General features: G+C 48.0%; 10 protein-coding genes. 6 read left to right on the top strand and 4 right to left on the bottom strand.

Features of this window, described 5'->3' with window-relative positions:
* Positions 1-129 precede the first annotated feature (129 nt).
* The gene (locus C232_RS0106975; protein ID WP_018662712.1) at positions 130-975 is read left to right on the top strand and encodes a DegV family protein; all 846 of its coding nucleotides are present in this window, start codon (positions 130-132) and stop codon (positions 973-975) included.
* 806 nt (positions 976-1781) lie between these two features.
* Here the strand turns inward: C232_RS0106975 and C232_RS0106980 are convergent.
* The 3 genes from C232_RS0106980 to C232_RS0106990 form a co-directional block, all read right to left on the bottom strand.
* Positions 1782-2720, bottom strand: a complete 939-nt coding sequence (locus C232_RS0106980; RefSeq protein WP_018662714.1) for a cation diffusion facilitator family transporter — start codon at positions 2718-2720, stop codon at positions 1782-1784.
* A 399-nt stretch (positions 2721-3119) separates the two neighbouring features.
* Positions 3120-4955, bottom strand: coding sequence for a glutamine--fructose-6-phosphate transaminase (isomerizing) (glmS, locus tag C232_RS0106985; RefSeq protein ID WP_018662716.1), 1836 nt, complete (start codon positions 4953-4955; stop codon positions 3120-3122).
* Between the two features lie 560 nt (positions 4956-5515).
* Complete coding sequence (locus C232_RS0106990; RefSeq protein ID WP_018662720.1) at positions 5516-7093, bottom strand: glycosyltransferase family 2 protein; 1578 nt, start codon at positions 7091-7093, stop codon at positions 5516-5518.
* Positions 7094-7717: 624 nt separating this feature from the next.
* Between C232_RS0106990 and mvk the strand changes: the two genes are divergently transcribed.
* The 4 genes from mvk (at position 7718) to C232_RS0107015 (ending at position 11643) form a co-directional block, all read left to right on the top strand.
* Positions 7718-8668 carry a mevalonate kinase gene (gene mvk, locus C232_RS0107000; RefSeq protein ID WP_018662723.1) on the top strand — a complete coding sequence of 317 codons (951 nt, stop codon included), beginning with the start codon at positions 7718-7720 and terminating at the stop codon, positions 8666-8668.
* Positions 8669-8682: 14 nt separating this feature from the next.
* The gene (gene mvaD, locus C232_RS0107005) at positions 8683-9666 is read left to right on the top strand and encodes a diphosphomevalonate decarboxylase (protein WP_026314514.1); all 984 of its coding nucleotides are present in this window, start codon (positions 8683-8685) and stop codon (positions 9664-9666) included.
* 58 nt (positions 9667-9724) lie between these two features.
* Positions 9725-10831 carry a phosphomevalonate kinase gene (locus C232_RS0107010; protein ID WP_018662727.1) on the top strand — a complete coding sequence of 369 codons (1107 nt, stop codon included), beginning with the start codon at positions 9725-9727 and terminating at the stop codon, positions 10829-10831.
* Positions 10832-10998: 167 nt separating this feature from the next.
* On the top strand, positions 10999-11643 hold the full coding sequence (locus C232_RS0107015; protein WP_018662729.1) for an SDR family oxidoreductase: 645 nt from the start codon (positions 10999-11001) through the stop codon (positions 11641-11643).
* 62 nt (positions 11644-11705) lie between these two features.
* On the opposite strand, the gene C232_RS0107020 is transcribed toward C232_RS0107015, so the two are convergent.
* Positions 11706-12875, bottom strand: coding sequence for a MalY/PatB family protein (locus tag C232_RS0107020; protein ID WP_018662731.1), 1170 nt, complete (start codon positions 12873-12875; stop codon positions 11706-11708).
* Between the two features lie 363 nt (positions 12876-13238).
* Between C232_RS0107020 and C232_RS0107025 the strand changes: the two genes are divergently transcribed.
* Positions 13239-13892, top strand: a complete 654-nt coding sequence (locus C232_RS0107025) for a carboxymuconolactone decarboxylase family protein (RefSeq protein WP_018662733.1) — start codon at positions 13239-13241, stop codon at positions 13890-13892.
* The last annotated feature ends 453 nt before the right edge of the window (positions 13893-14345 follow it).

Here is a 14345-nt window from a genome sequence, read left to right on the forward strand (position 1 = left end):
CCCGCCTGGACAGTTGAAACCGGCAGCGGCGGTAAAAAGATGTTACAATAGAAGAAGGTACACACGAATCACATTCTGCAGGGATGGCAGTGATTAAAGCAAGTATATGATCTATAAAGGAGCCCGTACATGAAAAAAATTAAAATTGTGACAGATTCCACTGTTGATATGACGGAGGCATCTTTGAAAGAATATGAGATTGAAATGGTGCCGCTTTCCATCTCAATCGAAGGAAAGACTTACCTCGACCGCATCGATATCACACCAGATGAATTTATAGAAAAAATGAAACAGTCTGAAGAACTTCCGAAAAGTTCCCAACCATCTGCCGGCACTTTTGTTGAACTATATGACCGCCTGGATGAGGAAGGCTACGAAATCATCTCTATCCATATGACTGGCGGAATGAGCGGAACGGTGCAGTCAGCCGAACAGGCGGCAGCGATGACAAAGGCAAAGGTAACCGTTGTCGATTCAAGATATATTTCAAAAGCACTCGCTTTCCAAGTAAAAGAAGCAGCGATTATGGCAAAAGAAGGCAGCAGCGTCGAAGAAATTTTACAGCGGCTGGAAACGATTCGTTCACATACCCGCCTCTATGTGGTAGTCGATACGCTTGAAAATCTGGCAAAAGGGGGAAGAATCGGTAAGGGCAAAGCCATGCTGGGATCTTTACTCCACATCAAACCGATTGCCTCCCTTGAAGGCGGAGTGTACACGCCGGTCCATAATGCCAGAAGTTATAAGCAGGTGATCAGTTATTTACTGAAACAACTGGCAGATGATGTGAAGGGGAAAACGATAAAGGGCGTCGGCATTACCCATGCGGAAGCTTACGACCGCGCCTGTAAAATAAAAAACCTGATCCAGGAAAAATTTGGATTTAACGATTCGAAAATTGAAGCAACCACACCGATTATCAGTACACATACGGGTCTTGGTGCAATTGGTTTTATGTACTACTTTGAATCATAAGCAGATCAAAAGGCAGGCTCTTTTCAGCAGGGCCTGCCTTTTATTTGGAAACGAAAAAATGAGCCTTGTGAAGTAAAAAGAGAGGCGCTGTGAAGCCACGCTCCGGAAGAAAATCCGCGCCCACGGTCGTTCATAGGGGGAATGAAAGCCCGCGCCGGGAGAAAAACTGTGCTCACGGTCGTTCATAAGGGAAATGAAGCCCCGTGCCGAGAGAAAAACTGCGCCCACGGTCGTTCATAAGGGGAATGAAAGCCCGCGCCGAGAGAAAAACTGCGCCCACGGTCGTTCATAAGGGAAATGAAGCCCCGTGCCGGAAGAAAATCCGCGCCCACGGTCGTTCATAAGGGAAATGAAGCCCCGTGCTGGAAGAAAATCCGCGCCCACGGTCGTTCATAAGGGGAATGAAAGCCCGCGCCGGGAGAAAAAGTGTGCTCACGGTCGTTCATAGGGGAAATGAAGCCCCGTGCCGGAGGAAAATCCGCGCCCACGGTCGTTCATAAGGGAAATGAAGCCCCGTGCCGGGAGAAAAACTGTGCTCACGGTCGTTCATAGGGGGAATGAAAGCCCGTGCCGGAAGAAAGTCCGTGCCCACGGTCGTTCATAAGGGGAATGAAAGCCCGTGCCGGAAGAAAATCCGCGCCCACGGTCGTTCATAAGGGGAATGAAAGCCTGTGCCGGAGGAAAATCCGCGCCCACGGTCGTTCATAAGGGAAATGAAAGCCTGTGCCGGAAGAAAATCCGCGCCCACGGTCGTTCATAGGGGGAATGAAAAACCGTTCCGGAGCAAAAACGATGCTCCCGGCCGTTCAGCCATTATTTTTCCGGTATCCATACTTCTCATATTCCCCATGATAATGAATGGCGGGGTCTTCGGTTTGAATGGTTGTATGGATGATGCCATATTTGTTTTTCAGCATCTGGTTCACCGCTAATATCACAAACATCGGCTTGCTGCTCTGTTTGACAAAGATATGGGCAGTCAGCGAGCAATGGTCGGATGAGATATTCCACAAATGCATCTCATGAACATCTTCCACCCCGTCAATGGCGTTCATATCGGCGCGAATCCGGTCGAGGTCAAAACGTTCAGGCACGGCATCCATTAAAATCAAATATGATTCGCGGATGATTTTGGCGCCGCCGTAAAAAATCACGCCGCCAATGATGATGCTGATCAGCGGATCAAAAAAATTCATGCCGGTAAAATAAATGAGTATTGCGGAAAGAATAACACCTGCCGAGTTTAACAAATCCCCGATAAAATGCCATAGGGCGCTTTTCACATTTAAATTATCTTCTGCCTTTGTACTGCGGTAAAGTACGATGGTGAGTACGATATTAACAACCAGACCAATTGAAGCGATTGAAAACATCCACATAAAATCAATCGTTTGCGGATGGATAAAACGTTTGATTCCCTCAATAAAGATCCAAATTGAAATGATCGCTAAGGTGAGCCCGTTTAAAAATGAAGCAATAATTTCAAACCTCAAATAGCCGAATGTATATTTACGGTTTGGCGGGCGGGTGGCCAAGTAAAGTGCAACCATGCTGAAAAGAAGCGCGATAACGTCTGAGGCCATATGTGCTGAGTCAGAAAGTAATGCGAGTGAACGGGAAATCAATCCCCCAATGATTTCCACTGCCGTAAAGAACAAGGTTAAGAACAGTGTTGCCCAAAGCGCCTTTTTAGACTTGGTCTGGGTTTTGACATGGGGCAGGTGGTGATAATCATACTCCACCATAACTGCACACACCTCTTCCGTATGGGTTATTTACTTTTCATGAAATAATTTATCTGTATTTTAACACAGCGGAATAAAAATAAACAGTTTATATTCTCATTTAATATAAAAAAATTAAACTAATTGAGAATGGAAATCAATGTTGGTTGCAAGCCTGCGTTAGGAAAACAAAATAAAATTCGGGGATTTATACTTTATATAAAATGATATTCAATATTAACATGTGACTGTGCAGGAATGTATTTTAACAAATGCAAAGCCGGCGAAAAAATGCAAAAAGAGCTGGAATGCCGCTTGATTACAAACAAAATACAATAAAAACACGCATGGGCATCCATGCGTGTTTGGGCAGAAGAGAAGCAGGCTGCTGCCCGGCTCCTTCGCGTTGTCAGTTGCGGGCTATTCTACGGTTAAGCTTTTGGCCAGATTTCTCGGGCGGTCAACATTATAGCCGCGCACTTTTCCGGCGTAGTAGGCCAAAAGCTGCAGCGGGATGGCGGCCAGAATAGGCATCAGGAAAGGATGGGCTTCCGGAATATACAGGACTTCATCGACAACGGCGCTCACTTCATCATCACCGGTTGTCGTAATGCCGACAACATAGGCGTCGCGCGCTTTAATCTCCTTAATGTTGTTGATCGCTTTATCGCGCAAATGCTGCTGCGTGGCAAGCGCGATCACCGGAATGCCGGGTGTGATCAGTGCCATTGTGCCATGTTTCATTTCACCGGCCGCGTATGCATCTGCATGTAAATACGCCACTTCCTGAAGTTTGAGCGCGCCTTCCAGTGCAAGCACATAATCAAGCCCGCGCCCGATCAGAAAGAGATGTTCCTGGTCATTTGTCACCTGGGCAAACTGGTCGATGGCATCCTGTGTCATGATCAGGCATTTTTCCACGTCATCGGCAAGCGAGTGGAGGGCGTCAAGCAAAACGGGAACCATTTTGCGGCCCGGACCGTTAGTTTTTTCTGTTAAAACAATCGAAAGCAGAATCAAAGCCGTTATTTGCGCCGTATAGGCTTTTGTTGCCGGCACAGCCAATTCAGGGCCCGCATGTGTATAAACCAAACAGTCCGATTTCCGCGCCAGTGTGCTTTTCCGGTAATTCGTAATCGCAATGGTAGGCGCTCCGTACTTTTTCGCCTCTTTTAACGCTGAAATCGTGTCTGCCGTCTCGCCCGATTGGCTGAGGGCAATCACCAGCTGTTGATCGTTTAAATGGCCATGTTCAAAACTGAATTCCGATGAAATGGCTGCTTCCACCGGGATATCCAGCATCGTTTCCAAGATCTTCTTGCCGATCATGCCGGAATGGTGGGAGGTGCCGCTGCCGACAATGGTGATTTTTTCAAAACGGCTCAGCTTCCGTTCCTCTAAAAAAGCTTCCACTTCCGGAATGGCCACACCGCTTTCAATCAGGCGCCCCTTGAGCGTGCGTTTAATCGCTTCCGGCTGTTCCGTGATTTCTTTTAACATAAAATGCTCATACGTTTGCAGGCTCAATTCATCATGGTTCCAGCGAATGGTCACTTTTTCCGGTACGATTTTCTCACCGGCAAGTGTTTTCACTTCGACATTCGTTTGCGTTAAAATGGCGATTTCCCCGTTTTTGATGGGATAGGTTTCTTTCGTGTACGGAAGCAGCGCCGGAATGTCGGAGGAAAGATACGCTTCCCCCTGGCCAAAGCCGATGATCAGCGGGTTGTCGTACGAAACCGCGATGATCTGGTTCGGGTGGGCCGTTGACATCAGCGCCAGTGCAAACGCTCCTTTTAATTGCGGAATCACTTTACGAACCGTTTCTTCAAAATTTCCTGTATCGAAATGTGCCAAAAGATGCGGAATGACTTCGGTATCGGTATCAGTTTGAAAATGATGGCCCTCGGAAATGAGGAATTTTTTCAGTTGCTGGTAGTTTTCAATAATGCCATTATGTACGACGTAAAAGCGTCCCTCTTCATCGCTTAATGGATGGGAGTTGGAAACAGTCGGCGTCCCATGCGATGCCCACCTTGTATGGCCGATGCCCAGGCAGCCGGGGCGTATCGGTTCCAGCTGCAGGGAAGCTTCCAGATCCTCAACGCGCCCTTTTTCTCTGCGGATGTCAATTTTCTTCAAATCTGAAACGGCAATCCCCGCTGAATCATAACCGCGGTAATCCAATTTCTTCAAACAATCAAGCAGGATGGACTGTGCAGAATGCCTGCCAATATACCCTACGATTCCACTCATCAAGTTCACCTCACCATTATGAAAGCAAGACTGATTATCGTTTATTTCCTTCATTACATGTATTCATACCTTTATGCTAACATGAATCGGAGTAAGAAATAAAGGAAGAAAAGTGGAGATGAACTGTGATTAAAAGTGGCGGTGATGGTTTTGGCGGTCAATCCCTCCCGCTTCCGCCGCTGCAGGAGATCCAACCCGCGGGCTTAGATCGGGAGAAAAGACATACATAACGGGCACTCCGCAAGCCGCGTACGCCCAAATAAAAAGCGCGGCCCCCGGGAGCCGCGCCTTTTACGAAAAGCAATCAAAGCTGTTTGATTCTTAAGTTGTAGGTGGACAAGCGCCTTCCCCGAAAGTATATCGGTTACGGACAACTGTCCCATTTGCCCTGAGGACAAATGCACTGCCAAATACTGAGGATGAAGTCGCTGTAAAGTCTGCCATGAACTTACCAGTCCCTTCTTTAATGTGTATTGGCCTTGCCCTTACTGTTTACCCGGGAGAATGTTGAATAAACAAAACGATGCAATCCAATATATTCCAATCCTTCAATTCTCCTGCTATGCACGCCTTCTTCCAAGTTTTAGCCCTGTCCGCCATTTTCTGCTTAATCCTTTGGCATGCTGCTCAACTGTCATCGGCACGATCGAAAGGTTTCCGTATGTTGTCACGGATAATTCCCCGTTTAAAGCATAATTGCCAAGTTTTACATGGGGTACGGTATGCAAACGGATTTTTTTCGATAGATGATGCACCTTGATTTGGAGAAAAAGATCAACCGTTTGCTGCTGGTTGAGCCAGTCCTTGAGCAGCTGTGCATCCACAACTGCAACAAATGTCATTTGCCTGTCTACAGAAAGATGCGTCACCGCCGGACAGAAGCGTTCTTCTTTTGTGGCGCGGTTTTGTAAGATAATGGTCATTGCAGCATCTTCTTTTGACTTGGGAGGAAAATAGCCGATTTGCCCGACCCCTTTTAATGACAAGGAACGCAGGCAGTAATCCGCTTCAAGCAGTTCAGCCTTTTCCGGCATTAAATGCTTCGGAACGGGGATTGTAGCAGGAAGAAGATGATCAAACCGGAACTTTCCTTTTAAATGGCGGAAATCAAAATGCTGCGTGCCGTTTTCGTCCACAGTAACGGGAAGATAACCATGATCCGCGGTGGCAGTTGCAACAAATTCGAAATCAAGGTGGTTCCGTAAGAAAAAATGGCGGGTGAGCTCGAGTTCACGGTTTGGCAGATAAGTAAAGGCACGTTCGTCAATTGTCTCCAAATATTCATTGGCAAGTGTAAAAAACCGGCGCTGGTACGGTGGCAAAAACCGGTACAGGTTGCTGGCGTACCGGTTGAAGTCCAAAACCGCGCGGATGTCTTTAATATATCGGTGGCCAAGCAGCCCGTGCTCCATTAGAAAACGGTCAATTTCCTGATGGATAAACACACGGTCGCGAACCGCCTTGAACATAAAATTTTTTTGTGTGATGGACAGATTGCGCAATGATTCCCGCTTACGCCAGTAATAATGTGTTTGGCAGTTAATATATACTTTTTTCGCCAAATACAGGCAGCAAGTGACAAAATGGACATCTTCAAAGCGCCGGCGTTCAAGAAACTGCAGGCGGTTCTGCATCAAAAATTCGCGTTTGAAAATTTTATTGGCCGGCCCGAGATTATGAATTAAATTGTTTGATTCGAATAAATGGGTCAGCCGGTTCTCTTTAAAAATGCCGAGCGTCTTAAAAAGCTGGATTTCCCATTTTTTCCGGGTATTGCATTTTAAAATTTTGGTGATCAGCATATCGGGATGATGTTGTTTGATGTAAGCCATTGAGCTTTCGTAAAAGTTCGGGTCAATGTAATCATCGGGATCAAGAAAATGGATATAATCGCCGCCGGCAAGCGCAAGCCCTTTGTTTCTCGGTCCGCCCGGGGCACCACTGTGTTTTTGGCGGATGATCCGCAGCTGGGGCAGCCGTTTTGTCCATTTGGCAAGGATTTTGCAGCTGCGGTCTTTAGAACCGTCATCAACGGCAATGATTTCATAGACAGGATAAGTCTGGTTGATAAGACTGTCCAAGCATTCATCCAAATATGCTTCCACATTGTAAACAGGAATAATGACACTGATTTTCACAAACAACTGCCTCCGTTACATTCATTACGTTCAAGCCTGCAGGATAAGGTTATAAAGGCGTTGCAATAAAACACCTTTAGAACTTATTCTTTGTCCCATTTTTAATAGTATGTTCATCCTGGTCGGAAAAGAAACCACACATGTTGAAAATGAGAATGACTTTCGATAAAATGGATGGGTAATGCCGCAAAAATTGCCGAAGACTGAAGAAAATTGCAAGTCTCATTTATATAGAAAAAAATTCTGATTGCGAAACAGTTCTCATCGAAGTTTGGGAGGATATCGTTTCGTTTAAAGGTTTGATCATCGCCTTAATTGTAAGCAGCTTTACAACGATGGGCGATTATTTTTTAGTGTCGAATGATCCGTCAAAACTGTTTTTGCTCAGGCCAATCGGCGCCAGGATTGGCTATGGATCCAGTCTGCCTGTATAAGCGCTGGCTGGATAAATACTGGTGGTGTATGATGAAGATGAATTGGAATTGTATCCGGAATGCTGCATGAACGGGGTGTCAATTACGAGATGATGTTTCGTCTATATTTAGCGCCATGGATGATTTTATTTTTTCGTTAAAAGCTAATCAAGAAGGGAAAAGATGAGGAGAAAGCGAGGGATATGCAGAAATGATGAAGCTCTCACAAAAAGCGGCAGTGGGGACTGCGCACAGCAAGCTGATCCTGGTCGGGGAACATTCGGTTGTATACGGGAAGCCGGCGATCGCAGTTCCTTTTACAAAGGTAAAGGTTGAGGCGGTATCTGTGCAAAGGCCGGGGCCGCTCACCATTAACTGCCGCTACTACAGCGGGATCCTTGATGAAGTCCCGCCGAAAATGGAAGGCATTGCGGCCTGCGCAAAAGCAACATTACAGGCGCTAAATCAGCCGCTGGAAGATATAGAAATCGAGCTGCGGTCCTCAATCCCGATCGGCCGCGGCCTTGGGTCAAGTGCGGCCGTTGCGATTGCACTTGTCCGCAGCTTGTACGCCTTTTTTGGCCAAAAGGTACCCCGTGAAAAATTGTTGTCACTTGTTCAAATTGCAGAAACGTACGCCCATGGCAGCCCGAGCGGCATTGACATGATCGCGGAAACAAATGAACACCCAATCTGGTTTGAAAAAGGAAAAACCATCCGGCCGTTTCCGATCCACCTGCCGCATTACCTGATTGTCGCTGATTCCGGCCGCTACGGCGATACCTTTCTGGCTGTCCAGGAAATTCGGGAAAAAAAGAAATACGAACCTGAAAACGTGAAATACGCCATTGACCGGCTCGGAGAAATTGTATATGAGGTCAAAGCTGCCATTGGCAAAAAAAATGCAGGGCTGCTCGGAAAATTGCTTGATGCTGCGCAGGACCAGCTTGCGGCTTTAGGGGTGAGCGACAGAGGTTTAGATCACCTGATTGAAACCGCGCGCGCTGCTGGTGCACTCGGCGCCAAGCTCACAGGCGGCGGGCGCGGCGGCTGCATCATTGCCCTTGCTGAAAACAGCCGGAAAGCAGAAAAAATTGCTTGCGCCCTGAAAAAAGCTGGGGCTGCAAAAACCTGGCATTTTTCACTGGGAGGAGAAATGTAGTGGAGGGAAAACATATGGAGGCAATTGCCAGAGCCCATACCAATATTGCCCTCATCAAATATTGGGGAAAAAGGGACGAACAGCTTTTTCTCCCCGCAAACAGCAGCCTTTCGATCACACTTGATCGCTTTTATACGACGACAAAAGTAACGTTTGATCCCGTGCTTTCGGAAGATCGGTTTATGCTGAACGGTGAAGAGGCGGGGCCGTCTGAAATGGCAAAAGTCACCCGCTTTATGGACAAAATCCGGGCATTTTCCGGAAAAAATCTGTATGCTGTCATTGAATCCGTCAATAAAGTGCCAACTGCAGCCGGGTTTGCTTCATCCGCATCCGGCATGGCAGCACTTGCCGCAGCGGCTGTTAAAGCGCTGGGGATTCAAGCAGATGGGCGTACGCTCTCACAAATCGCGCGCCAAGGTTCCGGATCTGCCTGTCGCAGTATATACGGCGGCTTTGTCGAGTGGCAAAAAGGTGAAAAAGCGGATGGGACGGATTCCTATGCCGTCCCGATTATCGGAGAAAAAGATTGGGATCTAAGTATTCTTTCCTGCCTGCTTGAGCCGGAACAGAAAAAAATTTCAAGCCGGGAAGGCATGAAGCGCACCGTGGAAACCTCCCCATTTTACGCCGGCTGGCTTGAAGCGGCAGAAAAAGACCTCGTGGCGGCAAAAACAGCGATTGCCCGGCGCGATTTCGAACTGCTCGGCAAGGTGCTTGAAGCCAATGCTTTGAAAATGCATGCAACAACACTCGGGGCCGACCCGCCATTTTTGTATTGGCAAAGCGCTACGCTCGATGTCATGCACGAAGTCTGGAAGTTGCGCGAACGCGGGATTCCTGCCTACTTTACCATTGACGCCGGCCCAAACGTAAAAGTGCTTTGCGAAGGCGAAAATGAAAAAACAGTGCTGGAAGTTCTGCAGCGGATTCCGTCTGTACAAACGATCTTAACCTGCCGGCCGGGGCCCGGCATCAGCTATGGCCCGTTTGCGTAGAAGGTAAAGGCACTTATCCAATCGTTCACCAGTTAAAATTAGGAAAGAGATGAAACTGATGTCACCCATTCATTATCAGGTAAAAGCGCCGGGGAAATTGATGATCGCCGGTGAATACGCTGTGATTGAACCTGGACAGCCCGCCGTTGTGGCGGCGGTGGATCGCTATATTACGGTGGATGCCAAAGATAGCAGCGAGAATGTCTTGTCGCTGCCCCAGCTGGGAATTGAAGAGGTGGTTTGGCACACGGAAGGCGATTCGGTTCAATTCAGCCGGGAGGATCCGCGGCTCCGTTTCATTGCCAATGCCTTATCCGTATTCACCCGGTTGGCCAGAGAAAAATCACTTTCCCCGCGCCCGCTGCATCTAACGATTACAAGCGAATTGGATGACGCGGCTTCGGGGAAAAAATACGGGCTCGGTTCAAGTGCGGCAATTCTGGTCTCTGTTTTGGCCGCACTATTGCATATTCATCGCCGTGAATTGCCGGCGACAAAGGATATGATTTATAAACTGGCAAGTATCGCCCATTTGAAAACACAGGGAAACGGATCGGGGGCAGATCTGGCAGCCTCCACTTACGGCGGCTGGATCCACTACAAGGCTTTTCGTCCGGATTGGGTCTTTGCCCGGCTTCGTGAAGTGAAAAAAATAAGCGAACTGCTTGAAGCATCCTGGCCTTACCTTTCTATCCCCCCTTTAACGCCGCCTCCAAATTTACACTTATGCGTTGGCTGGACAGGAAAAGCCGCAGCAACCGGCCCGATGGTTGAGAATATTGGGCTGGTTCGGGAAAAGCAACCGGAAGTTTACGGGCTTTTTTTACAGGAAAGCGTAGCGGCAGTAGCCCAACTTGTGGAAGGCTTCAACAAGCTGGATGCCGGGCAGGTGATGGCGGGTATGGCAGCAAACCGCCGCGCCCTGCAGCATCTCGGAGCATACGCTGATGTCGAAATTGAAACAGCCGGCCTGCGGAAGCTATCCGGGATCGCCGAAAAATACGGAGCCGGCAAATCTTCGGGTGCAGGCGGAGGAGACTGCGGTATCGCTTTTGTTGAGGAAAAGGATCTGATTCCCCGGTTATATGGGGAGTGGGAAACAGCTGGAATTCTGCCGCTCGAACTGAATGTTTCCGAACAAGGCGTAACCGTGAGAGACATGTAAAAGGGCGCTTTCTCTTTAATACCCGTAATAAAGGCCTTTCGAAAAACGAAGGGCTTTTTTGCGGATTCCTATCATTCCCGGCACTTCCTCTCGTAAATTCCTCCCTGATCATTTGATTCTCATCCGTGCATCTGAAATAATAATAAACAAAAAGGAGAAATTCAAAAATGAAAGTACTCGTTGCCGGCGCAAACGGCCAAATTGGCAAAATTCTTGTTGATTTACTGCAAAACAGCGGAACCCACTCACCGCGCGCGATGGTGAGAAAACAGGAACAGGCGGAAGCTTTTAAGCAAAAAGGCATAGAAACGGTGTTAGCTGATCTTGAGGGAACCGTGGAGGAAATCGCAAATGCAGCAGCAGGCTGCGATGCCGTTGTTTTCACGGCAGGCTCAGGCGGTAAGACGGGGGCGGATAAGACGCTTCTTGTCGACCTTGATGGTGCTGTGAAAACGATGGAGGCAGCAGAAAAAGCAGGAATTGAGCGCTTTATCATCGTAAGCGCCCTGCAGGCACATCATCGCGAAAACTGGAGTGAAGCGATTAAACCGTATTACGTAGCGAAACACTATGCAGACCGGGTGTTAATAGCAAGCCCGCTAAATTACACAATCATCCGGCCAGGCGGGCTGCTGAATGAACCGGGGACAGGAAAAGTGACAGCTGCAGAAAACCTGACACGCGGCACAATACCGCGTGAAGATGTGGCACGCACGATTGTGGCAAGCCTGAATGAGCCCAATACTTACCGCCGGGCGTTTGATCTGGTTTCCGGTGACACTCCGATTGCAGATGTTTTGAAAACCATATAACGGTTTTAAGGACGATTGGAAAGTAAAGAGCCCGGGCATTTTCGCACCCGGGCTCTTTCTCATTATGAAAATGCCTTCTCCAGCCGCGATAAACCATCCATTAGCGTTTCGCGCGGGCAGGCGATATTCATGCGGATAAATCCTTCACCGCCGGGACCGAATTTACTGCCAATCTCAACCCCGAGTTTTGCCTTTTTCCATAATCGCTCTTTCAACTCCTCTTCAGTTAAATGAAACCCGCGGCAATCAAGCCACATTAAATATGTGCCTTCTGTTTTCATGTCAGAGATCACAGGCAGCCGTTCCTTAATAAAATGAGCTGCAACCTCAATGTTTTCCGCTAAATATTGAAGCAGTTCCTCAAGCCAACTTGCACCGTAACGGTAAGCGGCTTCCATGCCGATAATTCCGAACGTGTTCAACGCTGCTGTTCCATTTACTGCCTGTACGTCCTGAAACGATTTGCGCAGCTTCGGATTCGGGATGATCACGGCGGAAGCTTTTAACCCGGCCAGATTAAATGTTTTGGTCGGTGCAATGCAGGTAATTGTCATGTCGCGGTACTTTTCGCCGAGCGATGCAATCGGTGTGTGGACATACGGCTTATAGACGAGATCTGAGTGGATTTCATCGGATAAAAATAAACAGCCGTATTGCGCGCAAAGATCAGCCATTTTTACCAGTTCATCTTTTTCCCAGACCCGGCCGCCCGGATTATGCGGGTTACAGTTTAAATACAGCTTGGCGCCCTCTTTCAGCCGTGCTTCAAATTGTTCCCAGTCAATTTCATAGCGGCCGTCTTCCAATATAAGCGGCGAATTGGCAACAACCCGGCCATTCTTTTCCACCATATGGAAAAACGGGTGATACACAGGCGATTGCAGCAATACTTTATCGCCAGGTTCTGTGAAGGCCTGAATCGCCGTACTGATCGCGGGTACGACTCCGGTGCAGTAGGCGATCCACGCCGGGTTGATTTCCCACCCGTGCCGGCTTCTCAACCAGTTTTGAATGGCTTCTCCGGTGGAATCCGGGATAAAACTGTAACCGAAAATTTCATGATCAAGCCTTTTTCTAATCGCCTCAGCGACTTGGTGCGGCGGATTAAAGTCCATATCCGCTACCCACATCGGCAGCACATCTTCCTGTCCGAAAACTTGTTTCACCTGCTCCCATTTCACAGAAGCGGTATTTTCCCTCTTTATGACAGTATCAAAATCAAATCCACCCATCTTCTCACCGTCCTGTCGTATGATTTACCATTCATTTTAACATATTTATCCAACTTAACGGGCAGTAAGACTCCCACCTCGAGATTCAAGGTACGAAGAAGGATAGGCGTGGGAGATCAAACTGCCCGTAAAGTTCCGATTGGTTAGGCGTGCAGGAAGCAGGTCGCAGGAGGCGTTGCAACAGGACGTTGCGTACTTAGCCTTTGTTCATTTTCTAATCAGTGGGGGATGAAGGAAAACCCCCACTGATGGAAGTTTCACTTTATGAAGAAGCAATGAAGAAGGCGGATTCATGTTATTTTTACGGAAGAAGGGCTATAATGAGGAAAACACAGTAAACCAATTGGTAAAGGAGAATCAGTGATGTCACTATATGAAAAAAGTCTGTTGCACCATCTTTCAAAGCTGAATGAACTGGCACCGGAACAAGCCCGCGCTTTCGGAACTTTTAATGCTGAAGTGTTTAAAGACGGGGCTGTTTCAAACAAAGATAAAGAGATCATCGCAGTGGCCGCGGCCCACGCGACAAAATGCCCGTACTGCCTCGATATCCATACGAAAAAAGCAAAAGCGGCGGGTGCAAGTTTAGAAGAGTTAGCAGAAGCGGCATTTGTTGCAGCCGCACTGGAGGCTGGCGGGACAGTCTCCCATAGTGTCCACATGCAGCTGGCTCTGATTGAAGATTCCGATGACGAAATCTATAAAAAATCGAATACGAAAAAATTGGCAAATATGAACCGGCTGGCAAAAGACGGCTACCAGGCCTACAGTGCTTTCGGTGCTGCAGCATTGAAAGCGGGAAAACTGAGCGCACTTGTCAAAGAACTGGCTGCCGTTGCCGTCGCACATGTTACGCAGTGCCCATATTGCATTGACTTCCACTCAAAAGCGGCACAAAAAGCCGGTGCAACAGAGGAACAACTTGCCGAAGCCATTCTCGTTGGCGGTGCGCTTGCTGCAGGAGGCGCCTATACGCATATTGCAAACATGATTGAAAGCTACAGTGAAGAGAAATAATCGGGGTAAACAGCAGTTTTCCTGCCCGGCCCCCCGCAGAACCGGTACCATCCTTGGCGATGGTCCGGTTTTTTCACGTTTTGACACACTTCTTTATCCCAACATAACGGGCAGTAAGACTCCCACCTCAAGATTCAAGGTACGAAGAAGGATAGGTGGAAGATCAAACTGCCCGTAAAGGTCCGATTGGTTAGGCCTGCAGGAAGCAGGTCGCAGGAGGCGTTGCAACAGGACGCCTGAGTTCTTAGCCTTTGTTCATTTTCTAATCAGTGGGGGATGAAGGAAAACCCCACTGATGGAAGTTTCACTTTACTTTTCGGCAAATTTCCAGAAATGGTCATGGACAAGCATGCAAAAATCTGTGATAGTGGAAGTATGAATTTTTTTACGAATTGGAGTGGGTAACATGAAAGCCATTTTAACGGTTATCGGCAAAGACCGTGTCGGGATCAT

The organism is Heyndrickxia acidiproducens DSM 23148 (assembly GCF_000374345.1).
GTDB classification, from domain to species: Bacteria; Bacillota; Bacilli; order Bacillales; family Bacillaceae_C; genus Weizmannia; species Weizmannia acidiproducens.